The 24,003-nt window shown below is 47.2% G+C and carries 27 protein-coding genes and 1 riboswitch; of the genes, 17 read left to right on the forward strand and 10 right to left on the reverse strand.

Annotated elements, in window-relative coordinates:
* Positions 1-53: 53 nt before the first annotated feature.
* Positions 54-665, reverse strand: coding sequence for a YhcN/YlaJ family sporulation lipoprotein (locus PMI05_RS15455; protein ID WP_007723247.1), 612 nt, complete (start codon positions 663-665; stop codon positions 54-56).
* A 139-nt stretch (positions 666-804) separates the two neighbouring features.
* Between PMI05_RS15455 and typA the strand changes: the two genes are divergently transcribed.
* Positions 805-2,646: a translational GTPase TypA gene (gene typA / locus PMI05_RS15460; RefSeq protein WP_007723249.1), complete on the forward strand. Its 1,842-nt coding sequence runs from the start codon at positions 805-807 to the stop codon at positions 2,644-2,646.
* A 68-nt stretch (positions 2,647-2,714) separates the two neighbouring features.
* Here typA and PMI05_RS15465 read toward each other — a convergent pair whose 3' ends face one another.
* Entirely contained in the window at positions 2,715-3,188 is a 474-nt protein-coding gene (locus PMI05_RS15465; protein WP_007723252.1) for a glutathione peroxidase, read from the reverse strand.
* A 231-nt stretch (positions 3,189-3,419) separates the two neighbouring features.
* Between PMI05_RS15465 and PMI05_RS15470 the strand changes: the two genes are divergently transcribed.
* From PMI05_RS15470 to PMI05_RS15480, 3 genes are all read left to right on the forward strand, one after another.
* Positions 3,420-3,746 (forward strand): YlaH-like family protein, encoded by a 327-nt coding sequence (locus PMI05_RS15470; RefSeq protein WP_007723254.1) that lies wholly within the window; start codon positions 3,420-3,422, stop codon positions 3,744-3,746.
* 10 nt (positions 3,747-3,756) lie between these two features.
* Positions 3,757-4,032 carry a hypothetical protein gene (locus tag PMI05_RS15475; protein ID WP_007723256.1) on the forward strand — a complete coding sequence of 92 codons (276 nt, stop codon included), beginning with the start codon at positions 3,757-3,759 and terminating at the stop codon, positions 4,030-4,032.
* A gap of 192 nt (positions 4,033-4,224) precedes the next feature.
* On the forward strand, positions 4,225-5,622 hold the full coding sequence (locus tag PMI05_RS15480) for a hypothetical protein (protein ID WP_007723258.1): 1,398 nt from the start codon (positions 4,225-4,227) through the stop codon (positions 5,620-5,622).
* 9 nt (positions 5,623-5,631) lie between these two features.
* Here the strand turns inward: PMI05_RS15480 and PMI05_RS15485 are convergent, their stop codons facing one another.
* The gene (locus PMI05_RS15485) at positions 5,632-5,973 is read right to left on the reverse strand and encodes a DUF5665 domain-containing protein (protein ID WP_007723262.1); all 342 of its coding nucleotides are present in this window, start codon (positions 5,971-5,973) and stop codon (positions 5,632-5,634) included.
* A gap of 138 nt (positions 5,974-6,111) precedes the next feature.
* On the opposite strand from PMI05_RS15485, the gene PMI05_RS15490 reads away from it, so the two are divergent.
* From PMI05_RS15490 to PMI05_RS15500, 3 genes are all read left to right on the forward strand, one after another.
* Positions 6,112-6,570, forward strand: coding sequence for a pyridoxamine 5'-phosphate oxidase family protein (locus PMI05_RS15490; RefSeq protein WP_007723265.1), 459 nt, complete (start codon positions 6,112-6,114; stop codon positions 6,568-6,570).
* Positions 6,571-6,644: 74 nt separating this feature from the next.
* A riboswitch (SAM riboswitch) is annotated at positions 6,645-6,764 on the forward strand.
* A gap of 94 nt (positions 6,765-6,858) precedes the next feature.
* The gene (locus tag PMI05_RS15495; protein WP_039960872.1) at positions 6,859-8,022 is read left to right on the forward strand and encodes an aminotransferase class I/II-fold pyridoxal phosphate-dependent enzyme; all 1,164 of its coding nucleotides are present in this window, start codon (positions 6,859-6,861) and stop codon (positions 8,020-8,022) included.
* A complete protein-coding gene (locus PMI05_RS15500) occupies positions 8,019-9,206 on the forward strand; it encodes a PLP-dependent aspartate aminotransferase family protein (protein ID WP_007723269.1) in 1,188 nt (395 codons plus the stop codon). The genes PMI05_RS15495 and PMI05_RS15500 overlap by 4 nt, the downstream gene beginning before the upstream one ends.
* Before the next feature lie 24 nt (positions 9,207-9,230).
* Here PMI05_RS15500 and PMI05_RS15505 read toward each other — a convergent pair whose 3' ends face one another.
* The gene (locus PMI05_RS15505; RefSeq protein ID WP_039960865.1) at positions 9,231-9,833 is read right to left on the reverse strand and encodes a YhcN/YlaJ family sporulation lipoprotein; all 603 of its coding nucleotides are present in this window, start codon (positions 9,831-9,833) and stop codon (positions 9,231-9,233) included.
* Positions 9,834-10,035: 202 nt separating this feature from the next.
* On the opposite strand from PMI05_RS15505, the gene PMI05_RS15510 reads away from it, so the two are divergent.
* Positions 10,036-11,370: a PhoH family protein gene (locus PMI05_RS15510; RefSeq protein ID WP_007723274.1), complete on the forward strand. Its 1,335-nt coding sequence runs from the start codon at positions 10,036-10,038 to the stop codon at positions 11,368-11,370.
* A gap of 334 nt (positions 11,371-11,704) precedes the next feature.
* Here the strand turns inward: PMI05_RS15510 and PMI05_RS15515 are convergent, their stop codons facing one another.
* Positions 11,705-12,181 carry a DinB family protein gene (locus tag PMI05_RS15515; RefSeq protein ID WP_007723278.1) on the reverse strand — a complete coding sequence of 159 codons (477 nt, stop codon included), beginning with the start codon at positions 12,179-12,181 and terminating at the stop codon, positions 11,705-11,707.
* A 139-nt stretch (positions 12,182-12,320) separates the two neighbouring features.
* Here PMI05_RS15515 and PMI05_RS15520 point away from each other — a divergent pair, with 139 nt between their 5' ends.
* Together PMI05_RS15520 and PMI05_RS15525 are read left to right on the forward strand one after the other, a co-directional pair.
* Positions 12,321-12,767, forward strand: a complete 447-nt coding sequence (locus PMI05_RS15520) for a hypothetical protein (RefSeq protein ID WP_039960866.1) — start codon at positions 12,321-12,323, stop codon at positions 12,765-12,767.
* Positions 12,768-12,849: 82 nt separating this feature from the next.
* On the forward strand, positions 12,850-13,389 hold the full coding sequence (locus PMI05_RS15525) for a hypothetical protein (RefSeq protein WP_007723285.1): 540 nt from the start codon (positions 12,850-12,852) through the stop codon (positions 13,387-13,389).
* Between the two features lie 54 nt (positions 13,390-13,443).
* Here the strand turns inward: PMI05_RS15525 and PMI05_RS15530 are convergent, their stop codons facing one another.
* Positions 13,444-13,944, reverse strand: a complete 501-nt coding sequence (locus PMI05_RS15530) for a hypothetical protein (protein WP_007723286.1) — start codon at positions 13,942-13,944, stop codon at positions 13,444-13,446.
* Between the two features lie 64 nt (positions 13,945-14,008).
* Between PMI05_RS15530 and PMI05_RS15535 the strand changes: the two genes are divergently transcribed.
* Complete coding sequence (locus tag PMI05_RS15535) at positions 14,009-14,656, forward strand: MBL fold metallo-hydrolase (protein ID WP_007723287.1); 648 nt, start codon at positions 14,009-14,011, stop codon at positions 14,654-14,656.
* Between the two features lie 95 nt (positions 14,657-14,751).
* Entirely contained in the window at positions 14,752-16,008 is a 1,257-nt protein-coding gene (locus PMI05_RS15540; RefSeq protein WP_007723288.1) for a CapA family protein, read from the forward strand.
* 13 nt (positions 16,009-16,021) lie between these two features.
* Here PMI05_RS15540 and PMI05_RS15545 read toward each other — a convergent pair whose 3' ends face one another.
* Positions 16,022-17,095: a hypothetical protein gene (locus PMI05_RS15545; RefSeq protein WP_007723289.1), complete on the reverse strand. Its 1,074-nt coding sequence runs from the start codon at positions 17,093-17,095 to the stop codon at positions 16,022-16,024.
* Between the two features lie 93 nt (positions 17,096-17,188).
* On the opposite strand from PMI05_RS15545, the gene PMI05_RS15550 reads away from it, so the two are divergent.
* Positions 17,189-18,286 carry a class I SAM-dependent methyltransferase gene (locus PMI05_RS15550; protein ID WP_007723291.1) on the forward strand — a complete coding sequence of 366 codons (1,098 nt, stop codon included), beginning with the start codon at positions 17,189-17,191 and terminating at the stop codon, positions 18,284-18,286.
* A gap of 49 nt (positions 18,287-18,335) precedes the next feature.
* On the opposite strand, the gene PMI05_RS15555 is transcribed toward PMI05_RS15550, so the two are convergent.
* Positions 18,336-18,602 carry a DUF2626 domain-containing protein gene (locus tag PMI05_RS15555; protein WP_007723294.1) on the reverse strand — a complete coding sequence of 89 codons (267 nt, stop codon included), beginning with the start codon at positions 18,600-18,602 and terminating at the stop codon, positions 18,336-18,338.
* A gap of 137 nt (positions 18,603-18,739) precedes the next feature.
* Positions 18,740-19,438 (reverse strand): metalloregulator ArsR/SmtB family transcription factor, encoded by a 699-nt coding sequence (locus PMI05_RS15560; protein WP_007723297.1) that lies wholly within the window; start codon positions 19,436-19,438, stop codon positions 18,740-18,742.
* Positions 19,439-19,745: 307 nt separating this feature from the next.
* Between PMI05_RS15560 and PMI05_RS15565 the strand changes: the two genes are divergently transcribed.
* The 3 genes from PMI05_RS15565 (at position 19,746) to PMI05_RS15575 (ending at position 21,753) form a co-directional block, all read left to right on the forward strand.
* On the forward strand, positions 19,746-20,123 hold the full coding sequence (locus tag PMI05_RS15565) for a Spx/MgsR family RNA polymerase-binding regulatory protein (protein WP_007723299.1): 378 nt from the start codon (positions 19,746-19,748) through the stop codon (positions 20,121-20,123).
* An 86-nt stretch (positions 20,124-20,209) separates the two neighbouring features.
* Positions 20,210-20,977 (forward strand): enoyl-CoA hydratase/isomerase family protein, encoded by a 768-nt coding sequence (locus tag PMI05_RS15570; RefSeq protein WP_007723300.1) that lies wholly within the window; start codon positions 20,210-20,212, stop codon positions 20,975-20,977.
* Positions 20,978-21,111: 134 nt separating this feature from the next.
* Positions 21,112-21,753 carry an RsfA family transcriptional regulator gene (locus PMI05_RS15575; RefSeq protein WP_007723301.1) on the forward strand — a complete coding sequence of 214 codons (642 nt, stop codon included), beginning with the start codon at positions 21,112-21,114 and terminating at the stop codon, positions 21,751-21,753.
* A gap of 86 nt (positions 21,754-21,839) precedes the next feature.
* Here the strand turns inward: PMI05_RS15575 and PMI05_RS15580 are convergent, their stop codons facing one another.
* Positions 21,840-22,307, reverse strand: a complete 468-nt coding sequence (locus PMI05_RS15580; protein ID WP_007723302.1) for an N-acetyltransferase — start codon at positions 22,305-22,307, stop codon at positions 21,840-21,842.
* Between the two features lie 274 nt (positions 22,308-22,581).
* Between PMI05_RS15580 and PMI05_RS15585 the strand changes: the two genes are divergently transcribed.
* Entirely contained in the window at positions 22,582-23,937 is a 1,356-nt protein-coding gene (locus PMI05_RS15585; protein WP_007723303.1) for an acetyl/propionyl/methylcrotonyl-CoA carboxylase subunit alpha, read from the forward strand.
* The last annotated feature ends 66 nt before the right edge of the window (positions 23,938-24,003 follow it).

Raw genomic sequence — 24,003 nt, forward strand, 5'->3', positions numbered from 1 at the left:
GTGCGGGCTAATTCCGCACCTCTTTTATATGGAGCTTCGATTCATATTGGTCATCATGGAGTGACAGTAGGAATTCTGCGGCCAATATCGTGGAGCAGAGAACGAAATTCCGTGGATGTATTGGTGATCTGGCTTTTTATGTCGGGTCTCACATCAACTTGATTGGTCCGATGCGTCGCTTCTTCATAAATATCTGCATGGATGGCACGAATCCGGTCAAATGTGGCTGCGTCGGAGGCTACTTGGATCGAAAAGTTGGGAACACGTGAACGAACAGCTGAGTGGACTTGCTGTTCGATTATGCGCGTTTGCTCAGGGCCAAAATTTTTCCGAACACGAATTCCGATGACGGCATCTGTGCCGCTCACGAGAATAGTAGCACGTTCCACACCAGGCACGTCATCTGCGACCATGGTGAGCTGCTCAGCCAAATCCTGATTAAAACCGTTAACCGTATATCCGTTTCGATAATTGCGGGCATTGATTCCGCCAGTGTAGGCATGATAATCATGAGCGAGGCTTGCCCTAGCATCTGGGGCTTGCTGATAGGTGGTACTTTGTGTGTGTGCTTGATTTTTTGGATGGCTGCTCGAGCTTGCGCATCCGGTCATCATGGTTGCAATCATAAACAAGCCAATCAAACATTTCGGGCCGTACCGTTTCATACGTTTGCCACCTCCATTTTCCTTAGTATGACGAAAATAAAGTCGCTTACTCAGGAAGTGGCTCCCGTAAAAAACTGCCCATTGTGCCGCGTTTCACTACCTGTTAATATGGAAGGTATGCATAATAGAGGAGGTTCACATGAAGCGTCTTGACATACGCAACATTGCAATTATTGCCCACGTTGACCACGGAAAAACAACGCTGGTTGACAAACTTTTGATCCAATCGGGCACATTCCGCTCGAACCAACAGGTAGAAGAGAGAATGATGGACTCTAACGACCTGGAGCGCGAGCGTGGAATTACGATCCTGGCGAAAACCACTTCGGTCAAATACAATGATTTCACGATTAACATCTTGGATACACCAGGCCATGCTGACTTCGGTGGCGAGGTTGAGCGTATCATGAGCATGGTGGATGGCGTTCTGTTGATCGTCGACGCCTTCGAAGGCTGTATGCCACAAACGCGCTTTGTATTGAAAAAAGCACTGGAAGCAAAAGTTACCCCTATCGTTGTCGTGAACAAAGTAGACCGCGACAATGCACGTCCTCAAGAAGTTATCAACGAAGTGTACGACCTGTTCATTGATCTGGATGCGACGGAAGACCAGCTGGAATTCCCAATCGTATATGCTTCCGGTCTGCAAGGGATTGCAGGACTTGAGCCAGATAAGCTGGAAGGCGACCTTCGCCCACTGTTTGACACCATCGTAGAGCATATGCCTGCTCCTGACGCAGACGAATCTGCTCCGCTCCAAATGCAAGTAACCATGCTGGATTACAACGACTTTTTGGGTCGTATCGGGATTGGCCGCATCTATCGCGGAACCATGAACCTGAATGAAATGGTATCTGTCACTACACGCGAAGGCGAAGTGAAAAAAGCACGGATTCAAAAGCTGTTCGGTTTCTCCGGTTTGCAACGTGTTGAGCAAAAAACAGCAAGAGCAGGAGATATCGTAGCGATTTCTGGTATTGACGATATCAACGTCGGGGAAACTGTTTGCCACGTTGATCATCCAGAGGCACTGCCACTCTTGAAAATTGACGAGCCTACTCTGCAGATGACGTTCCTCGTGAATAACAGCCCGTTTGCTGGTCGCGAAGGTAAGCACGTGACTTCCCGCAAGCTGCGTGATCGTCTGATGTCTGAGCTGGAGACAGATGTATCTCTACGTGTAGATGAAACAGATTCGCCAGATGCGTATGTGGTTTCTGGACGCGGTGAATTGCACTTGTCCATCTTGGTAGAGAACATGCGTCGTGAAGGCTTTGAGCTGGGTGTGTCCAAGCCTGAGGTTATCATTCGTATGGTCGATGGTCAAAAAATGGAACCGGCTGAGTTGTTGATCATTGATGTTCCTGAGGAATACACAGGGCCGGTTATGGAGACATTGGGTCAACGTAAAGCCGAGATGGTTAACATGATCAACAACGGCTTCGGACAAGTTCGTCTGGAATTCATTATTCCATCCCGTGGTTTGATCGGATATCGTACAGAGTTCTTGACGATTACACGTGGTTACGGTATTCTCAACCACTCCTTCGACAGCTATCGTCCACTTGTACCAGGAGCGGTAGGAGGACGTCACGCAGGGGTACTCATTTCCCACGAGACAGGAACAGCTACCACGTACGGCTTGATGTCCGTTGAAGATCGCGGAACAATGTTCATTCAGCCAGGTACAGAAGTATACGAAGGAATGATCGTGGGCGAGCACAACCGCGACAACGATCTGACCGTTAACGTATGTAAAGAAAAGCATGCGACCAACGTACGTTCTGCGACTAAGGATGAGACTGTCAAAATGAAGACTCCTCGCATGTTGTCTTTGGAAGAGGCACTGGAATATCTGAACGACGATGAGCTGTGCGAAGTAACACCTCAATCCGTTCGTCTGCGCAAAAAATATCTGAACAAATCAGATCGTGAGCGCTATGAGAAGCAAAGACGCTATGAAGCACAACCGCAAGCGTAAGATAGAAAAGAAAAGAACGCCACTTGATCCTGTTTGGGATGAAGTGGCGTTTTTGTTTGGGCTTGTCCTTACAACAAACTCTCGATATCAGAGCTGAGCTCTTCAGGTTGAGTACGAGCACTGATGCGTTTTACGATATGACCGTCTTTATCCACGATGAATTTGGCGAAGTTCCATTCGATATCTGGATTTTCTTCGTTCGGGGCGTGTTCCTTCAAGTACTGATACAACGGGTGAGTACCAGGACCATTGACATCGATCTTCGCAAACAGCGGGAACGTCACGCCGTAATTGCGATCGCAGAACGTTGCGATTTCTTCTTCTGTTCCTGGCTCTTGTCCAGCGAACTGGTTGCAAGGGAAGCCGAGAATGACGAGACCCTTATCCTGATAACGCTCATACAGCTCCTGTAGCCCTTTATATTGAGGGGTAAGGCCGCATTGGCTGGCGACGTTCACGATTAGCAGGACATGCCCTTTGAAGGCGGACAATGTCTTCTCTTCACCGGAAATCGTTTTGACAGCAATATCATACAAGCTCATCTTATTCCCACCTTTTTCTACTGACATATCCTCATCATAGCATGTACGGCGAAATTCATGCCAGCAACATGGAAGGACCTACCGTTTTTTGACACAGAATCCACCACCTGATAAAGTAAGAAAGATAGCGTTTTCCTAAGAAAAAAGGAGTGACTATTCGCTTCATTCCGCCTATGAGGTGGCATGTGAAGTGGTAGGAGTTTCACCGCTTGAAGACAGGAGAGATAAGTGATGGACTGGATACAAATCGCATCAACCTATGTGCCAACTAATCCAGATCAGCTCACAGGATATGACAGCTTTCGCATATGGGCTGATAAATATCGGGCTTGGATTTTGTTTGTGGAATTAATTATTGTCTATTATCTTGGCTTTGCTACCCGTATCCGTATGCCAATTTTGAAAACCTTACTCTTGTACATCCTTTTATTTGCTGGAGCTCTCATTTTCGCTATTTTGGATGTGCAGCTACCTGTGAAAAGTGCAATGCTGGTGGCGATCGCGATTCTCGTGATTGTAAAGGTACGGATCAAGCCGGAGCAAACTGGTCGAAAGTGAGGAGAGCCACGTGAAGCGTGAAGATGCACTTTTTAACTGGCTCCAAATTCAAGTGGTTGCCCATGCGCGACCAGAAGATCGCTCTGCTTTGGAGACAGCTGCTTTTTTCTTGCAATTGCTGCAAGAGGATCATCAAATGAGCGATATCGGCTATCGTCAGGAAGGTAGCTGGTACGTGCTATTTGGGAACGCTGATTCACAGTCCGTGGAAGTGCGATACCCTGCTGAATCAGTCGAATCTTTATTGGTCGCGATTGAAAGTGAACCCAAGTTCAACTGTAACTAACCGGGACAAAGACTCCCCCTAAACTTGCCGAAATGATTCGGAGGTTGGGGGGAGTTTTTTTGTATCAAGGGCTTTTCATAGGTAATAAGATGCGGTTTTTAGGATGATGCAACTTTTGAAAATGATTTCCCGTCAATATTCATGCCCCAAGCAACCAGGGGGATTTTGGCAGACTAGAAGGGGGAACTACCGTTGAAAAAGTACATGACCAAGCCCGTATTAGCAGTGGTGACAGCTGCAGGTATTCTTGGCTGTTTGACGCCAATTTTTGCCAATGCAAGCTCGATTGCTAGTCCAAGTGCCACAAAGGTAGTCATGAATGACGAGGGCAAGCAAGTCACACGCTACAATCTGAAAGAACTTGCCCAAAATGATCCAACCACGTTGAACATGCTCTTGAAAAATCAAGCGGACAACTTGTACATCATTGTAGAAGAAATCAACTTGAATACGAAGCTCCAAACGTTTATGGAAGAAAACAAAGCGGAGTGGGAGCGTATCTACAACGAGTACTACAGCGATATTTGGCTGGAAGTGCGCCTGACAGACAATGATCAAGAAATCGTGAGTGTAAATGCCAAGACTGAAAATAACAAGGTGTACATAAAGGGGATTGTGACTTCGGATGTCACCAAAGTGGTTGTGAAAAAGCCGAATTCCGACATCATTGAAGTCGTGCCGACCAACGAGCACTCTTTTACGGTCAGCTTTGAAGCTCCTGATGCATCTTATGAACCGTATGTAACCGTGAGTGCCTATGCAGGCAGCAAGTTGGTTGATAGCGAAAAGGTAAAGATCGTTCCAAAAGCAGAAGAAGATAAGGAAATGATCATCCATACCATGTCTGTATTGGATGCGAAGAAAAAGGAATTAAAAGTAAAAGGAATTGTCAAGCAGGGGGCAGACAAAGTAACTGTCACCTATAATGGCGTGAAAAAAGACGCAAACGTGAAGAAGCTGTGGGATGGCGTAGGCAGCTTTACGGTTTCAGTAAAGGATGTACAAGCAGCAAAAGATCAAAAAGCCTTGATTGAGGTTTACGAGGATGGCAAGAAGATTGATTCTGAATCCGTTCAGGTAGAAATCGTTAACGCTCCTGACAAGGATCAAGCGTCCGTATATGCCATCAAGGCGACTGCTGTAAACAATCCTGCCGCCAAATCCATTCAGGTGAAGGGGACAGTAAGCGGCTGGAATAAAAAGGACGATACAGAATTGTTTGTGATCGCTCCTGACGGGAAGAAAAAAGAAATTGAACCGAATGACAAAGGTGAGTTTTCTTTGACGTTGTCTTACAAGGATCGTTCCTTTAGCGCCAAATCGATTCAATTCGCATTGTATGAAGACGATAAGCTGGTTAAGAAAGCTGACGTTGCATTAAGCACAAAAGTCATTGTCGAGCCTGTGAAGCCAACAGATGACGATGAAGACGATGATGATGACAAAAAGAAAAAAGAAAAAGGGAAGCAAAAAGATAAGCATCCCAACGGCAACGCGTATGGCTATTGGAAAAAGCACGGTAAGGAATGGAATGATGACCACGATGATGATCATGACGACGATGACGATCGTGACGACGACAGAGACTAGTCTCTATCGTTAAGGCCGCTGCTTGTAAGTCTCGACGTACTCCACCAATTGTCTGATGTAATCCCCCAGAATGGGGATCGAAAGAAATTGCGTCAAGAGGGAGCCGAGGAAAGCCAAAACGATAGCAGTACCAATTGTCAATCCCAGACCCCGGGCAAGACCTGCGAGGAAATTAATCCAGAGCAGCTTGCGCGGGGCTGTGTAATTTTGGATCACATCTGCTAGTCGAATATCTTCCAGGAACATCGCAATTTTATGCATCCGCTCATTTACCTTCCGAACTTCCTGAAGCTCTTCAAGTACTTGGTCAATTTGCTGCATAAGGCGGTCTGTAGGCGACAAGCTGTCCATCCCCTTCCATCATTCGGTATTGTTACCTACCAGTCTAGGGAAAAAGACAACCAGAATCAAGGTGGAGAGGAAACGTTTGCCTATCAGCTAAGCGAAGGGTAAAATGAACGTACAAAACGTTTGTTAGGAGGCTTTAAAATGGCTGAAACTGTTTCCCAATCTCTTTCCGAAGATTTATTCAAGCTCTTGCAAAAGGAGCGTTTTGTTACCTTGGGCACAGTAGACCATGAGTCAGGGGCACCATCGCTCAGCTCCTTGTCCTGGACGTATGCTGTCAGCGCCGATACGATTCGTTTTGCCGTGGATAATCGCTCACGTATTTTGGCTAATATTGCGAAGGAACCACAAGTTGTCCTGCATTTGATCGGTGCCGGCTCGTCTTTCGCCATTAATGGTCGTGCTGTCGTCAAAACAGACCGACTGGAAGGTGTTCCGCTCAAGCTGGCCATGGCAGAAATCAAGATTGAGGCTGTTCGTGATATTATGTTTTACGGTTCCCGTATTTCCGTAGAACCACAATATGAAAAGACGTATGACAAAAACGCGGCAGCGAAGCTGGACAATCAAGTTATGACCGCTTTGAAAGATGCAAATTAACGGGTGGAAATAAATTGTTGACAAGAATCCTGCCGATCCTTTAGTATTAGGGTCAATCAAATTGAATAGCAATCTTCTTATCCAGAGCGGCGGAGGGACTGGCCCGATGATGCCCGGCAACCAATCACCTGTATTTTATCAGGGAGATAATGGTGCTAATTCCTGCAGAGTTATCAAACTCTGAAAGATGAGAAGGATTTGCTTACGGTGACGTAAACAAAGCCTTCTTTCAGAGGAAAGGGGGCTTTTTTGATGCCCTCGTACATTATTGGAGGGAGAGAAATAGACATGAAATTGGAAACAAAATTGATTCAGGCGGGCGTAGGCAGAGACGAAAATACAGGGGCGGTGAGCTTTCCTGTTTACTATGCAACGGCTTATCGCCATCCTGCCTTGGGCCAGAGCACTGGATATGATTATACACGCACAGCTAATCCTACTCGCACCATTTTGGAGGAGACCATCGCTGAAGCGGAATCAGGAGATGCAGGATTTGCTTGCGCCTCCGGAATGGCTGCTGTTCATACCGTCATGGGTTTGTTTTCCCAAGGGGATCATCTGATCGTTTCACTCGATCTGTACGGGGGAACCTATCGATTGTTCGAGCAAGTGCTCTCTCGTTACGGTCTGACGTTTTCGTACGTGGATTTACGTGACATTCGTGCACTCAAAGATGCGATTCGCCCGGATACAAAGGCCATCTTCGTCGAGACGCCAACCAATCCGCTCATGCAGATTACCGATATTCGAGTAGTAACACGATTGGCGAAACAGCACGGGCTCCTGACGATTGTAGACAACACATTCTTAACCCCGTATTGTCAACGCCCACTAGAGCTTGGTGCAGATATCGTCTTACATAGTGCAACCAAGTATTTGGCAGGACATAACGATGTGCTGGCTGGACTCATCGTAACAAAAGGGGAAGAGTTGTCGGAAAAAATCCGGTTTTTGCACAATTCAATCGGTGCTGTACTCGGACCGCAAGATTGTTGGCTTCTCGTTCGCGGGATGAAAACATTGGCATTGCGGATGGAGCGCCATCAATCCAATGCCTTGATTGTCGCGGAAAAGCTGCGTGAGCATCCGGCAGTAGCGGAGGTATTTTATCCAGGTCTGCCAGAGCATCCGGGACATGAGATACAGGTGAATCAAGCGACTGGGCATAGTGGGATGGTATCGTTCCGCGTATGTGATGCAGAGCAGGTGGGATTGTTCCTGCAAAATCTGCAAATCGTGTCCTTTGCAGAAAGTCTGGGTGGTGTCGAGTCATTGTGTACGTATCCGGCGACGCAGACTCACGCCGATATCCCGCAAGAAGTAAGAGAGCATGTCGGTGTTTGTGATCGATTGTTGCGACTGTCGGTTGGCATCGAGCATCCAGATGATGTCGTAGCCGATTTGTTTCAGGCATTGAATGCTAGTTTGGTCGTAGGGGGGAGTGTACGATGAATTTTGCAACCAAGATCCTCCACGGTTCAACTTGCATTGACCCGTTCACAGGTGCGTCGTCGGTTCCGATTTATCAGGCTTCCACATTTCATCAGGCTGATATCGATCAGCCAGGTACATTCGATTATGCAAGATCAGGCAACCCGACCAGGCAGGCTTTGGAGGAAGCCATTGCGTTTCTGGAGGGAGGCGCACGCGGTTTCGCGTTCTCATCTGGCATGGCTGCCATATCCAGCGTGTTCATGTTGTTTTCAGCTGGAGACCATGTTGTAGTGGCGGAAGATGTATACGGTGGCACGTTTCGGTTTTTGACCAAGGTATTGTCGAGAATGGGCATCTCTGTTACGTTCGTGGATGCAACAGATACAGAAGCCGTTCGTGGGGCCATTACATCTGCAACGAAAGGGGTTTACCTGGAGACCCCCTCCAATCCCACCTTAAAGGTGACAGATATTGCAGCGGTTTCTCGTATCGCGAAGGAGCACGGCTTGCTAGTCATTGTCGATAATACATTCCTTACCCCGTATTACCAGCGGCCATTGGAGCTTGGCGCAGATGTGGTCATTCATAGTGCAACGAAGTTTATCGGAGGGCATAGCGACGTCGTTGCAGGTCTGGCTGTGACCAGAGAGGCTGCGTTAGGGGAACAGCTCTACTTTATCCAGAATGGCATGGGAGCGATTTTGGGTGTGCAGGACTGCTGGCTCGTGATGCGTGGGCTCAAAACATTGAAAGCCCGACTGGATGTCAGCACGAAAACAGCCGCGAGCTTGGCTGACTGGTTGTCTTCGCATCCACAGGTAAGCCGAGTCTACTATACAGGACTGGCGGATCATCCCGGCCATCTGATTCAAACACAACAAGCGACTGGTCATGGGGCTGTTCTTTCTTTTGATGTTGGGAGCCGCGAGCGAGCAAAAGCGTTGTTTGATCGCGTGAAATTGCCGATTGTGGCTGTCAGCCTCGGGGCAGTGGAAACGATTCTCTCCTACCCAGCTACGATGTCGCATGCGGCGATGCCTGCTGAGGAAAGAGCTGCAAGGGGAATCACGGATGGTTTGATCCGGTTGTCAGCTGGTTTAGAGGATCTCGATGACTTGGTGGCAGATTTGAAGCAAGCATTGGATCAGTTGCCATCTGAAGCGATCGTCCATAAAGAAAAAGAGGTATTCTCCCGGGCTTAAATCCGGGGGATACCTCTTTTTCTTTTAAGGTGTTCCTGTACGATTTGCGTTGATCTTGTTTTGTCCTTGCGGTTCTTTGTGCATACGTTTTTCTTTTACTTGAGAAGGGGTTTGTTCGCGGGGCTGCACACTGCGCGGTAGTTGCGGTATGATCCGACCAACGATATCGGCTAACTCTTCCGTAATTCCGGCAACAGGACGACCGCGACGAATATCATCTCTCATCTCCCGTAACCGTTGTACGACGGCAGGGTCTGCGGTTACGACAGCGTTTGCTCCTTGAGGGTCTTCTTTCAGCGCTTCCGCAACCGTATACTTAATGACGCCGACTTCTGGGCGATCCAGATTCGGGTCCACAGTAATACCGACTACGGCATATTTGCCCAAGACCACAGCAGTCGCGCTGTGTACCCTTTTCACACGAGTTGCCAGTTGGACCAGACGATCAGCGGTGGCTTGAGAAGATTGATTATAAGCAGGCTCAGGAGCTGTTTGCTGAACGCGTTGAGTATGAGTGGCATGCTTCGGCTGTGCAGCCTGATTCGCCGGTGGTTTATTGCCCGACATGCATGCTGTAAGCAACAAGCTAAAACCGAGGCAGTAGATCATGATCCGTTTCACAGGCATTCTCCCTTTCCCAGTATTGCCTTCCTTCGTGAGGAGGGCAGGGTTACAAGTATTTTGTTCTGGGCTGCCCATTTTCATTCTGCCAATGGGTCGTCTATCTCTGTCTACCTGAACATAGACTGTAGTACATCACGTCGCCGCACTTGAGCATCCCTACAAAAATTGCATAGGGTATATAAGAAGGGTAATAGGAGGCGAGATTTTGAAGAAAATCTACGTACTGGACACCAACGTACTCCTGCAAGATCCTAGGGCGATGTTTTCTTTCGCTGACAATGAAATTGTCATACCAGCTGTCGTATTAGAAGAAATCGATTCCAAAAAGCGGTACATGGATGAAATTGGCCGCAATGCTCGGTACGTATCTCGGCTCTTTGACAGTTTTCGTGAGCTGGGGCAATTGCACACTGGCATTACCCTAGAAACAGGCGGGTTGTTTCGGGTGGAACTGAATCATTCCTCTTTCCACCGCCTTCAGAAACAATTCACGGAAATGAGCAATGACAACCGCATTTTGGCGGTCGCACTAAACTTACAGGAGGAGGAAAACGGAAAACCACAGCCAAGACCAGTCATTTTGGTAAGTAAGGATGCGCTCATGAGAGTCAAGGCTGATGCTTTGAATATTTCCGCAGAGGATTTTCTTTCGGATCGAGTTGTGGGGGAGTTCTCCAGTATTTACCCGGGGTATCAGAAGATGATGGTAGCGTCCAACATCATCAAGACTTACTACGCGACAAGAAAGCTGCAGCTGGCCTCCTGTTTTCCACGCTATCGCTTTTACCCTCATCAATTTTTAGTGCTGAAGGACGAATGCAACCCATCTATTTCAGCGATTGGAAAAGTCGACCCGGACGGAAAAATGTTAGAAATGCTTGTGTCAGATGATGATCCGATTTGGGGCATCCGAGCCCGTAACGTGCAGCAACGGATGGCAACCGAATTGCTGCTGCGAGATGATATTCCTTTAGTAACCATGACCGGGAAGGCCGGTACAGGAAAAACCTTGCTGGCATTAGCAGCGGGCCTGCTGCAAATCGAGGACCAGCAAAAGTACAAAAAACTGTTAGTGGCAAGACCTATCGTTCCGCTTGGAAAAGACATCGGTTATTTACCCGGCGAAAAAGAAGAAAAGCTTCGACCGTGGATGCAACCGATTTATGATAATTTAGAATATTTATTTAATACAAAACGCCCAGGTGATCTGGATAAAATTTTGGCAGGCATGGGTAGTTTGCAGGTGGAAGCTTTGACGTATATTCGTGGGCGCTCCATCCCAGAACAATTTATTATCATTGATGAAGCTCAAAACTTGACAAAGCATGAAGTGAAGACGATCCTGACGAGGGTGGGGGACGGCTCGAAAATTGTGCTAATGGGTGATCCAGAGCAGATCGATCATCCGTATCTGGATGAGAGCAACAACGGTTTAACCTACGTGGTAGAAGTATTTAAAGACCAAAAGCTGGCTGGACATATCCAGTTGGAAAAAGGCGAACGGAGTGTGCTTGCACAGCTGGCCGCAGATTTATTGTAAAGAGGATGTATGAAAAACTGCGAGGAGGTCATACTATTTTTGTCGAGCCCGATGATTCATGTAAGTAAACGGCGAAATGCCTTGCAGGAGGCGAAGATCCGTGGATAATCATGATCAAGCAATCGACGAAAGTCGTATGGAAATACACCGATTCCTTTAGCTACTTTTCTCTACGATGGAGGTTGAAGAGCCAAAGAGAATAACCGGTAGAACCCCATAAGCAATTCGGGCTCGACAAGGACCGCTCCTCATTGGAGCGGTTTTCATTTTTTGAGGATTTGGCAGTCAAAAAGAAAAACGCGGATAAACGATCCGCGTTTTTGTCCGATTTTCCTTATTTAGCAGCCGCGCTCGCTTTTCGCAATGACGAAATACATCCGATGTGCATTCCTTCATGGAAAAGAGTGAAGACCATCATTTCTCCATAAGTATGCATAGTGCCTTTGTCTCCTAGTTCAAACGGTTTTGGCAATGGATCATTCAATCGGGCATGCAATTCTTCTTTGATTCGCACATGTTGTTCCTTTAGCTCGGCAGCTAAGGCTTCGAGGGAAGGCCCTTCTTTTTGCCAATCAGCAGGTTTGGTTCCTGGAGCGAACATGGCTGCGTAATGCGGAGGACATTTCATTCCTTCTGGTCCGAAGAGCAAATAATCTTGTGTCAGAAGAATATGACCAATATTCCAGCGAATGTTGTTTTTAAAGCCAACTGGAACCACATCTGCTTCTTCCTCGGTTATTTCCGTCAATCCCGCCAAAAACATTCCGCGAATCAAGTCGTACTGATTCCATACAAAAGAAAAGTCCTGCATAGCAATCCCTGCCCTTCCTCATATTTACATGCACTTCACATCTTACCGCATAAACAACAAAGGGGAAATATACAAACTGCAAAAAAATTTGCAAGTTGTCCCTCCAACTCCATACATATGTACAAAGGAGGGAAGCATGATGGTTACGTTGGATTCATCTATTTCTTTTTTGATTTATATAACAGCGGTGTCCAGCGCGGCAGCAGGAGTTACGGAAGCTTTTAAATCAGTCATTCCCTTTTTGGCGACGGACTATGAGGCGAAAGAAAATTGCTGGGAGGATCAGTATCACGCTGCTCGATTGATGCATTACAAGCGCTTTTTCAATTTGGTTATTTCCGTATTGGCTGCTGGTGTCATTTTTGGCATGCTTGGTCTAGACCCGGCTCTCATTTTAACTGGTTCAGAATCAGCTTATGTAAAAAATTCGTGGCAGTTAGGAACCTGGATGTGGGGAATTGTTGCGGTGTTTGGCTCGCCTTTTTTCGCATCACTCCTCAAAATACTAGAGAGCTTCAAACAATCGGTGGACAGTAATCTGCCGCCTAATCGACCGCGCCGCAAAGTCAGCGGAACACGAGAATAACCTCATCTCCCTATGGTTGCCCGATGCTTGCCGGATACGCTAAGATAGCCAAAAGAGCGGTAGCAAAGGTGGGCACAGCAAAATGATGTGGAAATGCTTGCGAATGACTGCGTTTTGGGTGTTGACAGTAGTTGTCTTGGTGGCGTGTTCGGGCCGGTCGGAACCAACTGCTACATTTGACCCCGAAAATCAAAAGGAATACGGAGTGAACGGCATTTATCTCGGACAGAACATAAAAGAAGCGATGGACATTTTGAAGCCGACAAAAGCTGATTTTATGGATATGGTGACAAGGCAAAGCTACACGGTAGAGCAGATGGCGCAGGGGGCAGGAGAAGCAGTGATGGGGATGCTGCTGGTTGATCAGACCCAGATGATGATCAAAGTCCACAAAGGTGAATTGACATCGATCATGCTAGGAGGAGTTCCCCGTGGGGACGCGCAAAAATTCAAAACATATCGAGGACTCGCCATGTTTGATAGTGCTGAGCAGCTAGAGAAGCTGTACGGCAAAGGAACAGGCGAACAAGAAGTGGTATATGAAGGCAGCAAATACACCGCTAATTTTGGTCTTATAGACAATCAAGTGGCGTGGTTCCGATTTGATCGGAAATCATCGTAAAAAAGGAGAAGGGAGTTCTCTTATCAGGAACTCCCTTTTTTGCATGGAAAGGATTCATTTAGTCGGATGGAGCCAAACGAGCTTCACTTGATAAGCCTTTGCGATTCCCTCCGCTAGTGGAATCAAGCTCTGATCGATCAGGTAGGCTTCGGGTTGGTGTATATTTTCGGGTATCACGCCTAGAACGTGCTCGCGGAGTTGCTCCATAGCAGCCCACTGATCTTCTGATTGGGATGGAGCCCCGAGCGTTACGATCGCAACTTGATCTGCATATACATACAAATGTTCATTTTGGGAGACAAAACCGATATCATCGAGTTGATCAATTGTGGTTACAGACGGGAGTAGCAATAGGGAAAAGGCATCGCCTAACATGTTGGACTTCTCCAAAATGGTTTCCAGCTTCTCCTGTTCGGCTTGATTCTCTACAATAAAAAGCAGTTTGTCCCGATCAAAGACATTGACATGATCTCCGATTTTATGTATGACTTGAGCATAGAAGCCAGGGAGCTTCCCAGCTGGTACATTCAGTTCAATTCCGTACATATGGCGCATGTCATATCCCCATGTTTTTCAGGCGTGTTTTTTCTATCGTATCAAAAAATCAAGGAGGTTTCCTATGATGAATCAAAATCTTGCCATTGAATCTTATGCGTTGGGAGCATTTCAAACCAATGCGTATGTTGTGACAAACACCGCTACCAACCAAACCATTGTGATTGACCCGGGCATGGAGCCAGATCAGTTGCTCCGTGCCCTCGTAAATAAAAACGTCGTTGCCATTCTTTTGACCCATGCCCACTTGGATCATATTGGTGGTCTCAACCAAGTAAGAGAATTGACAAAAGCACCGGTTTACATTCATCCACTGGAGCAGGAATGGCTCACAAATCCTGATCTCAACGGTTCTCGACGCTGGAATCTGCCTGAACTCATCGTATGTGAGCGGGCCGAGCACGAACTGGAGGATGGTCAGACTCTGGAACTGGCAGGTTTTCACATTCAGGTGCTGCATACGCCAGGTCATTCACCAGGTAGCTGTTCCTTTGTCATTGGCCAGCACTGCTTCGGTGGTGACGTTCTGTTTAACCAGAGCATCGGGCGTACGGATCTCTTCGGAGGAGATTATGAGACACTGATGATCAGCATCCAGGACAAACTGTTTGAGCTTGATGATGAAACCATCATTTATCCAGGACATGGACCGAAGACGTCGATCGACTACGAGAAAACGTACAATCCGTTTGTCACAGGCATGCTTCGCTAAGTCATTTCATCATTCTTTATAAAGGTTGGGAGAGGATTTTGTCAGATGGTGGAGAAAAGGAAGGGGGTCACCATTTACTAAAGGAGCTATTCATTATGAAGCGAACATGGAAATGGGCACTCATTCTCGTTATCGCCTGCACGAGTCTGGTTGGGTGTGCGGCACCCATCGCCCAAGCAGATAAGACGAACCAAGCTCCCAACGTGAAAGCGCCTGATCCCGAAACACCACCTCAGACAGCGCCCAATCATCAGGAGAAACAACCTCCGACTTTGCCATCAAGATTTCCGGAACAGCGCATCTCCCTTCTTGCCGTTGGGGATATCATGATGCATCAGGAGCAGTTGGATGCCGTTTGGGACCCAGCGACGAAAAGCTATGATTTTAAACGATTTTTCCCGAATGTCATCCCGATGTTCAGCGAGGCAGACTGGGTCATCGGCAATCTTGAGACAACGATGAGCGGTAGCCAGGCAAAATACTCAGGCTATCCGATGTTTAATTCTCCTGAGTCGCTTGCACAGACGTTGAAGGAAATTGGATTTACTGCGGTATCGACAGCGAATAACCATTCGATGGACCGCAAAGAACAAGGGGTTTTGCAAACCATCAAATATCTCGATGAAGCCGGTCTTCCGCACACGGGAACGTTTGCAAGTCCCGAGGATCGAGACGAGCCCTTGTTGTTGACCAAGGACGGATTCACACTAGCCTTGCTATCGTATACGTACGGAACGAATGGAATCGCGATTCCAGAAGGCAAGCCGTATCTGGTCAATCTGATTTCGCCAGCGCTGATGAAAAAAGACATCGCACGGGCAAGAGAAAAAGGAGCCGATCTGGTTGCAGTAGCGCTTCATTTCGGAAATGAGTATCAACGCATGCCCAGTCCTGAACAAATCAAGACCGCCGAGCAGTCTCTAACATTTGGAGCGGATTTGATTTTGGGGGCCCATCCACATGTGGTACAACCTTATGAGTGGAAGACGGTTACCCTCGAAGATGGACGTCAACACAAAGGACTGATCACCTACTCTTTGGGTAATTTCATCTCTGCGCAGCGTTGGGACTACAAGGATGTTGGCGCAATCCTGAAGCTTGTGCTGTACAAGAATGAGTCAGGGGAGGCCAGCATCGAAAGTGCTGAAATGATTCCGACTTACGTTCATTTTTATCGGAAGAATAACAAGCGCAACTATGTCATTTACCCGGTATCAGAAACATTGGAAAAGCTGAAGCAGGGACAGAAATACCCTACGCTGACGAAAGAAGCGATCCAGTACATGACACAATTGCAGAAGGAAATGCCGGTTCATGTCAATAAGGTTGTATCCAAGAAAAAAGCCAGCTAATGAATAGCTGGCTTTACTTCTTTCCGAATCCAAATGGAAGATTGAATTGCAGTTGGAGTTTTAATTCTTCGTCCATCAGCGTGATGCCTTGTACTTGGATATTGGGGGAGATCAGCTCCGGATAAAATCCGAGATCGTACGCTTCCTCCATTTCCTCCACGGTCGATTGAGGTAAGGCAAAGCCGTCAAAGTACAGCTCGGTAATGTGGAATTTGAGTTGGGTAGGAGAGACGAGCTCATAGTTACCAACGAGCTTTAGCTCCATCTGATCATATGTGCCTTCCACAGTTAGCTTGTTATCCTCAAAGGAGAAATGGGATTGTTTGAACAAGGCGTCTTTCTCTATCAAAAAATTGTTGAAGTCAGTCTGGTTGATGGTTAACGTATGCTTGAGGAGACCTTCCGACTGAATTCGATCGGGCGTCGCCAACTCGGGAACTTGAACCATGACCTGTGCGAGCATTCCGAAGAAGGTCTGGAAAGCGGGCAACCCACGTTTTTCCCAGTCTAAAATCAAGTGATTCATCATGGATTCCACAACTGTCGGGTCATCCAGTTTTTGTACGTTTTTTTCTTTTTCAGCGGCGACGGCGATCATCTCTGCTAATTGAAGCTCGTATTTTTTTCGCAGCGTTTGAAGTTGGTCCAATCGATTCTTTTTGTCGGTTTGCATAGCGGTGAGCTTGGTGCGCTCAGTATGATAGGACTCTAGTCGAGACATGTCACGCTCGTACAAGATCTCGTAGAAGTCGTACATCAATAAGAACTGATTGAAATGTTCCGCATTTAATAGTAACGTCAGAAGATTAGTACGCTCGCCCATGTAATAGGCCCGCGCTACTTCACCGGCTCGGCGTTGTGTCGCTTCCATCACCAGCTTTTGCCGTTGCAAATCGAGATCCATTTGAGCGATGTCCCCGTATGTCCGCGTCTCTTCTTCCTTGAGTAAGGTCAGGGTTCGCTCCAGCTCTTTTTGTGTAAAATGCTGCTGCAGGATGAGCTGCTCCAAAGGAGTAGAGGGCTCTTCCTGGGCGAACACCGTCAGTGGACATACAAGTAGGAACAAGACGAGAAGAAGTTTGCGCATGATTTCACCTTTTGCTTTTGCCTTTCCATATTGTATGCTTCTTTTCGTATTATAGCCTTATCTAGTTGAATTTGGATAGCAGGAGAAGAGCTTATGACGATGATCGAACTGATTCACGAGGAAATAGCAAGCCAACCAGGGAAAGCGATTACGTTCGCGCGCTTTATGGAGTTGGCCCTCTATCATGACACTTATGGATATTATATGGTTGAACAACCCAAAGTTGGCAAAGCGGGAGATTTTTATACGAGTGCATCGGTACATCCTGTCTTTGCGGAAACAGTCGCAGATGCAGTCTTGGCATCATGGGAGAAGGCGGATATCACTTCGCCTGTGCTCGTTGAGATCGGTGGTGGAACCGGAGCTATTTGCCGTCACATGCTGGAACGAATCCGTGAGAGTAAGCCAGAGGTATACAAAGAACTGACAGTCATTTTGATAGAGGCGAGTCCGTATCACCGGAAAATGCAGCAGGAGGCGCTCCAGTGGCACGAGGGTCCGAAGCGTTGGTATTCTTCCGTGAATGAAGCTGCCAAGCATGAAAAAATAGAAGGGGTTATTTTCTCGAATGAGTGGCTGGACGCATTTCCAGTACATATTGTGGAGAAAACCAGATCCGGCTGGCAGGAAGTATGGGTGCGAGTTGGTGAGGACGGGTTGGAAGAGTTTTTGGGGGAGATGACACCAGCGCTAGAAGAATATTTGCGCGGCCTGAACTTGAAGCTGCCGATCGGAATGCGGATTGAGATAAATATGGGGATGGAGCAAGCAGCACAAGAAGTTTCCGGCCTATTGAAAAAAGGGTTCGTCATCACGATTGATTACGGTGATCTGCAAGAAGAGCTTTACCATCCCAGTCGAAAAAACGGAACACTGATGTGCTACCATCGTCATCAGGCTCATACGAATCCGTATATCAACATGGGTGAACAAGATATGACGACACATGTGAATTTTTCTGCGTGGAAGCAGTATGGAGAAAAGGCTGGTTTACGGGAAATAGACTATATGAGACAGGATCGGTTTTTGATGCGGAATGGCTTGCTTCATAAAGCGGTCGCGCATATGGATACAGACCCTTTTACGAGCGTTGCGATGAAACGGAATCGGGCGATCCAGCAGTTGATTGATCCCGCTGGCTTGGGTGGGCGTTTTTGGGTCATGGTTCAAGAGAAAGGCACCCGGGAGTAAAAGAAGAGGGGAACACAAAAAAAGATGCTCATGGCGAGCATCTTTTTTCTTACATGATCAATTGTAGCAAAGCGTGTTCTTGTGGGCCAACAGGCATCACGAAGAATGTGTAATACGTGAATCCAACAAAAGACAGGAACATGAAGCCGAAGAAAATGTTTAGGTATACTCGTTCAGTCAGGTTCATGTAGCTCAGCGCTACGAAGAAAGCAGTCAAACTGAAGAAGATGAGCGCCATCGGGTACAATTCTGCCCAAAACGCCATCAACGCGATCACGATGGTCCAGAAACCAAGAACGCGATACATACGATCCATTTTTGTCCCCCCTTTTTGCCTCGAACGGTAAGATTTACAAGATTCCTCCCCCATTATATAGGACAGGTGAACACGTGTAAACGATAAAGGTATGACGGATTGTTGTCACGCGGGTAGGAGAGACTGGACTTGCGATGCTAATACTGAATCACCGTATAGTTGCAGGATTGGCATCCGCGAATTTTGGAATCATCCTCACGTAATTCAATGTTCCCCAAGTACGTTTCGAATATTCCCATCAACAGAGCGTTGTGCATCTGGCATACGGCATTCGGATATTTTTTTGCGCTGTCGGAGAAGGTGCAATTATTTACGCGAAAACGCAACTTTCCTTCGGCCATTGCTTCGATGTCTGGTTTCAATCCCTGAGCCACGACAATCCGATGGACCAGGTCCAATTTTTCTTCCATAGAGGCTATTTCTAGATTGATTCCGCTTTGGACAACCGCCCGTTTTGCCATCTCTGTGCCAATGCGATGTCCCATTTTAATTAGAGCGGCTTCGCCAGCCTCGCCGAGCGAGAGCAGACTTTCAATCGCGATATCGGCCAACAGCTGATAATCACGAGGAGGGAATTGCAGACTCACAACCTGTTCAGACAGTGAGTACAACCGACTGGGACGTCCTCCCTTACCACTTTTGTCTGTAACAGCAGTGAGTAAATTCACGTCCTCTAACTTCGTCAAATGCAAGCGTGCCACATTAGGGTGGATAGAGAAATGATCAGCTATATCCTGAACCGTGATGGGATCTTTACTGTAGGCGACAAATTGGTAAATGGAAAAACGGGTGGGGTCAGCTAAAGCACTGGTTAACTTTTGCGCATCGTGGTCCATGCCGATACCCCTTTCTCAAAACAATCTCCATAAGATCAAATCTGAACAATCCTCATAAGTGTATCCCATTTTGTGTTACTTGTTAAGGTAGCAGTGTGCTACAACAGCATATCACACGAATTTTCATCTAGTTTTTAAACTAACTACTATTGACATAGTGTTAATGAAGCATTAAAATCCAAAGTAAGGAAAGAAATTTTATTGGCTAACTTTTTGTAAGAGCTTGAACGAAACATCAAGAACTACAAATGGTAACACTTTTATAGATGAAATCACTCGTGATAGATGAGATGGAGGGGTATAACAAATGGCCGTTGCTGAACGTACACAAACACAAAAATTAACGTTTTTCACTTATCCTAGCTGCACATCCTGTCGCAAAGCGAAGGCATGGCTGGCAGAAAACGGAGTGAATTACGAAGAGCGTCACTTGTTCAAAAATCCACCAACAGCGGAAGAACTGCTGGATATTATCAAAATGACATCAAATGGCTTGGATGAGATCCTGTCGACGAGAAGTCAGCGTTTTAAAAACTTGGATGTCGATGTTAATGATATGTCGGTGAAGGAACTGCTCGAAATGCTTAGTGAAGAGCCTCAGCTTTTGAAGCGTCCGATCCTGACTGATGGTGAAAACCTGATCGTCGGATTCAATTCTTCTGCCATGAAAAATCTGCTGTCCTAATGAAGAGGGGGGAAAGACCTCCTCTTTTTTGTTTGTCCATCGAAGGGTAAAATAAAGCCACAAGCTGATAAAAGGTGGGAGTTCTTATGGAGACTTTGCTTTTGCAAAAACAGGACGGTATCGCCACGATCACATTAAATCGACCGCATGTACATAATGCGATCAGCGTGGAGCTGGTTGACGAACTGCATCAGGTCTTACGAGACTGCCAAGCCGATCCTGAGGTAAAGCTTCTGATTGTGACGGGGACAGGCAGAAGCTTTGTTTCCGGAGGCGATCTGAATCAGTTTATTGCAGCGCGTGGCTTTGAACAGGCGCATCCTTTGCTCAGTAAAGTAACAGGGCTTTTGTCCGCCATTGATCAGTATTCGAAACCGGTGATTGCTATGATTAACGGTGCAGCGGTCGGAGGTGGCTGTGAGTTTGCGGGCGCATGTCATTTTCGCTTTGCCAGTGACCGGGCGACCTTCGGGTTTGTACAAATCAGCATGCATATTACAACAGGCTGGGGTGGAGGAAGTCGACTGTTGGACTTGCTGCCAGAATCAAAGGCACTCGCTCTCCTGTTGACTGGTGACAGATTGCGTGCAGAGGAAGCCAAGTCCTACGGCTTTGTTGACGAGGTATACACAGAAGAAAAGCTGCATGAGGAAGTATATCGACTCGCTCGAAAAATCGCTGCCCAGCCGCTTGCTGGCATTGAGGCATACATGAAGGTCTTGCAGTGGAAGCGTATGGGCCTTCCTCAAGAAGAACGAATCCGGCGTGAAGTGAGTCAATGTGCGCATCTATGGGGTAGCCCTGAACACGTCGCCGTAGTGGAAAGCTTCCTGACTAAGCGCCCAACGTCCTGATCGATGTAGTCCTTTTCGTTTAAACATTTATTTGCTTGGACATACTTTTTCTAGTAGAAAGCGATTCTACAAGAGTAGGGAAAAGCATAGGATGAATTACATCATCCTTTTTAAAGGTAACGGGAGGGACTCATATGGTAGCTTCCAGACAAGACGCATGGACCGAAGATGACGATCTAGTGTTGGCGGAAGTCACCTTGCGCCACATACGCGAAGGCGGCACACAGCTTGCTGCATTTGAAGAAGTGGGTCAAAGGTTAGGAAGGACAGCAGCTGCGTGCGGCTTCCGCTGGAATAGTTGCGTACGCAAACGGTACGATGCGGCCATTTCGATTGCGAAAAGCCAAAGGCAGCAGCTGAAAAAGCTCGGGAGGATTCAAGCACCGCCTCCTGTGGTGGCTGAGGTCGAGGTCGTCACGTTGCACACAAAACGATCTGAAACACCAGTAGCAGAGGTACAAAAGTACGCGGATGTAGAGGAGCAGCAGATTGAAGCAGTCATTCGCATGCTCGGCAATCAAAAAGAAATGACTCGTCGTTTGCGACAATTGGAACAAGAGTTGGAAGGAAAAGAGTTGGAGTTAAAAGAATTGAAAGAAGCCCACGAACGCGCTAGAAAAGAGCTGGATCAGGTTCAGGGTGTCAATGATGACTACCGTGCCTTGGTACAGATCATGGATCGTGCACGCAAGCTTGCTTTTTTACAGGAAGAGGATTCCAACAAAGCGATCTTCAAAATGGATGAAAACGGAAATTTAGAGCGCGTGGAAAAATAAGCGCAAGGCATGAAAAAAGAAGCGGTCATTGATCCGCTTCTTTTTGTTTACGCATTCATTTGTCATTCATGTTGGGAAAGGGAGAGCTAGTCTTGCAGCTCTACGCTCTCTGGCAACCATACGTACGGGTTTTCACCACGGTCACGCATGAGGTTGTATTTCACAGGCGTGAAGCCCATTTTCAACCAAAAATCGTCTGCGCGACAGCGGGAGTTGGTTTTAATAGGAGCTCCAAAGCTCTTCGCGTGGTTGACCAAAGCAGTTCCGTAATCTTTGTGACGGTAGTCGGGCAGGACTTCGAGCTTCCACAGCTCATAATAGTCTTGCGCAGGTTGGAAGTAACGATCGTATTTCCCGTCAATTTTGTAGAGGCTCATACGTGCTACCATAAGATCGTTGTCATAAATACCGTAAAATGGAGATTCCGAATCGTTTTCCACGATGTTCGCCTCCAGGTCTTCCTTCATAGAAAGCTCCTCCAGGCCAAATTCGCGAAACTTCTGGAATTCCTCCAGTGTCTTATAGTTGATTTGCAAACGTCTTACTTCAAACATGGTTAGCCACTCCTCTCACAGCTCTTTGCCTTGGCCACCTTTTGGCCGCCCCTTTATTATACACGATGATTGGCTTTTCCGAAGTGTTTTTCTTTTTTAATTGGAGGGATTGTCAGGAAATGATTTCGCTTCCTTGGAAAAATTTAAAATTTCATCCTAGAACTATGATCATTCTCGTGGCAAAATAGAAAGTAGCATCACATGATACAAACCAGGCAAACAATTTGGAAGCGCTTACGGTTGTAGTCGGTTTGTCAAAGAGGGGAGCGTTGCCATGAACAAGGTATTAATCGCAAACCGTGGTGAAATTGCCAGACGAATTATTCGTACATGCAAGGCAAGAGGAGTGGCTACGGTTGCTGTCTATTCGGATGCAGACAAGGATCTGCCGTTTGTTCGTGAAGCAGACGAGTCAGTCCATATTGGTCCACCGCCTGTGCCACACAGCTACCTGAACGTAGAGGCCATTCTTGCAGCAGCGAAAAGCACCGGTGCCGATGCCATTCATCCAGGCTACGGTCTTTTGTCAGAAAACGAATCTTTTGCCCGCCGCGTTCTGGAGGAAGATCTTCTTTTCATTGGTCCAACCCCGGAGGTCATCGGTCAAATGGGTGACAAGCTGACTGCGCGCCATATTATGGAGGCCGCAGGAGTACCAGTCGTTCCAGGGTGCGAACAGGCTATCGATTCACCAGATGAAGCAGCTGTCATCGCGATGTCCATCGGATATCCTGTAATGCTCAAGGCCAGTGCTGGCGGCGGAGGAATCGGGATGCACATTTGTCGAGACGAGGCCGAGCTGCGTCAAGCCTACCAATCGGCGAAAGGTCGCGCAAAAGCGTATTTTGGTAACGATGCGATGTACATGGAGAAGTACGTGGAACGTCCGCGCCACATCGAAGTGCAGGTCGTTGCCGATCAGCATGGAAATGTCATCCACTTATTAGAACGGGAATGCTCCATACAGCGCAGACATCAAAAGGTGCTCGAAGAAAGCCCTTCGCCCTTTTTGGACACAGCAACGAGAGAGCTTCTGTGCGATGCAGCGGTTACAGCAGCGAAAGCAGTGGGCTACTCGGGTGTAGGAACGGTCGAGTTTATCGTAGATGAGCAGAAGAACTTTTACTTCTTGGAAATGAATACACGCTTGCAAGTGGAGCATCCCGTGACGGAAGAAATGACGGGCATTGACCTCGTGTCGCTCCAACTGGACATTGCCGATGGTCACCCGCTGTCGATCAAGCAAGAGGACGTCAAGGCTCTGCGCCACGCGATTGAGCTGCGTGTTTATGCGGAAGACCCTGTCACCTTCCTGCCATCACCAGGAACGATTTCGTTGTACCAACCACCTGCATTCGAACATGTACGAATCGATGATGGGGTAGAGACAGGTACGCAGGTGACTCCTTTTTACGACCCGATGATTGCAAAGGTCATTGTATCTGGGGCCACAAGAGAAGAGGCTGTGCAACAAGCGCAGAAAGCTATGGATCATTTTCTGATTACTGGCATTAAAACGAACATTCCGTTTTTGCAAGGAGTATTACTGGACGAACAATTCCGAGCAGGTAACTATACGACATGGTTCGTTACTGAGCGTGGAGCAGCTTCAAGCACGGAAAAACGCTAATCGAATAAAAATGAAATGCAAGGGAGAGGACCATCCATGAAACAAGTAGCAGCCAATATGGCAGGG

The organism is Brevibacillus sp. BC25 (genome assembly GCF_000282075.1).
Classification (GTDB): domain Bacteria; phylum Bacillota; class Bacilli; order Brevibacillales; family Brevibacillaceae; genus Brevibacillus.

Bases quoted from the DNA above. Each gene is read 5' to 3' on its own strand.
- PMI05_RS15455 (WP_007723247.1), bottom strand. From the start codon at position 665: ATGAAACGGTACGGCCCGAAATGTTTGATTGGCTTGTTTATGATTGCA.
- typA (WP_007723249.1), top strand. From the start codon at position 805: ATGAAGCGTCTTGACATACGCAACATTGCAATTATTGCCCACGTTGAC.
- PMI05_RS15465 (WP_007723252.1), bottom strand. From the start codon at position 3,188: ATGAGCTTGTATGATATTGCTGTCAAAACGATTTCCGGTGAAGAGAAG.
- PMI05_RS15470 (WP_007723254.1), top strand. From the start codon at position 3,420: ATGGACTGGATACAAATCGCATCAACCTATGTGCCAACTAATCCAGAT.
- PMI05_RS15485 (WP_007723262.1), bottom strand. From the start codon at position 5,973: ATGGACAGCTTGTCGCCTACAGACCGCCTTATGCAGCAAATTGACCAA.
- PMI05_RS15490 (WP_007723265.1), top strand. From the start codon at position 6,112: ATGGCTGAAACTGTTTCCCAATCTCTTTCCGAAGATTTATTCAAGCTC.
- PMI05_RS15495 (WP_039960872.1), top strand. From the start codon at position 6,859: ATGAAATTGGAAACAAAATTGATTCAGGCGGGCGTAGGCAGAGACGAA.
- PMI05_RS15500 (WP_007723269.1), top strand. From the start codon at position 8,019: ATGAATTTTGCAACCAAGATCCTCCACGGTTCAACTTGCATTGACCCG.
- PMI05_RS15505 (WP_039960865.1), bottom strand. From the start codon at position 9,833: ATGCCTGTGAAACGGATCATGATCTACTGCCTCGGTTTTAGCTTGTTG.
- PMI05_RS15515 (WP_007723278.1), bottom strand. From the start codon at position 12,181: ATGCAGGACTTTTCTTTTGTATGGAATCAGTACGACTTGATTCGCGGA.
- PMI05_RS15520 (WP_039960866.1), top strand. From the start codon at position 12,321: ATGGTTACGTTGGATTCATCTATTTCTTTTTTGATTTATATAACAGCG.
- PMI05_RS15525 (WP_007723285.1), top strand. From the start codon at position 12,850: ATGATGTGGAAATGCTTGCGAATGACTGCGTTTTGGGTGTTGACAGTA.
- PMI05_RS15530 (WP_007723286.1), bottom strand. From the start codon at position 13,944: ATGCGCCATATGTACGGAATTGAACTGAATGTACCAGCTGGGAAGCTC.
- PMI05_RS15535 (WP_007723287.1), top strand. From the start codon at position 14,009: ATGATGAATCAAAATCTTGCCATTGAATCTTATGCGTTGGGAGCATTT.
- PMI05_RS15540 (WP_007723288.1), top strand. From the start codon at position 14,752: ATGAAGCGAACATGGAAATGGGCACTCATTCTCGTTATCGCCTGCACG.
- PMI05_RS15545 (WP_007723289.1), bottom strand. From the start codon at position 17,095: ATGCGCAAACTTCTTCTCGTCTTGTTCCTACTTGTATGTCCACTGACG.
- PMI05_RS15550 (WP_007723291.1), top strand. From the start codon at position 17,189: ATGACGATGATCGAACTGATTCACGAGGAAATAGCAAGCCAACCAGGG.
- PMI05_RS15555 (WP_007723294.1), bottom strand. From the start codon at position 18,602: ATGGATCGTATGTATCGCGTTCTTGGTTTCTGGACCATCGTGATCGCG.
- PMI05_RS15560 (WP_007723297.1), bottom strand. From the start codon at position 19,438: ATGGACCACGATGCGCAAAAGTTAACCAGTGCTTTAGCTGACCCCACC.
- PMI05_RS15565 (WP_007723299.1), top strand. From the start codon at position 19,746: ATGGCCGTTGCTGAACGTACACAAACACAAAAATTAACGTTTTTCACT.
- PMI05_RS15570 (WP_007723300.1), top strand. From the start codon at position 20,210: ATGGAGACTTTGCTTTTGCAAAAACAGGACGGTATCGCCACGATCACA.
- PMI05_RS15575 (WP_007723301.1), top strand. From the start codon at position 21,112: ATGGTAGCTTCCAGACAAGACGCATGGACCGAAGATGACGATCTAGTG.
- PMI05_RS15580 (WP_007723302.1), bottom strand. From the start codon at position 22,307: ATGTTTGAAGTAAGACGTTTGCAAATCAACTATAAGACACTGGAGGAA.
- PMI05_RS15585 (WP_007723303.1), top strand. From the start codon at position 22,582: ATGAACAAGGTATTAATCGCAAACCGTGGTGAAATTGCCAGACGAATT.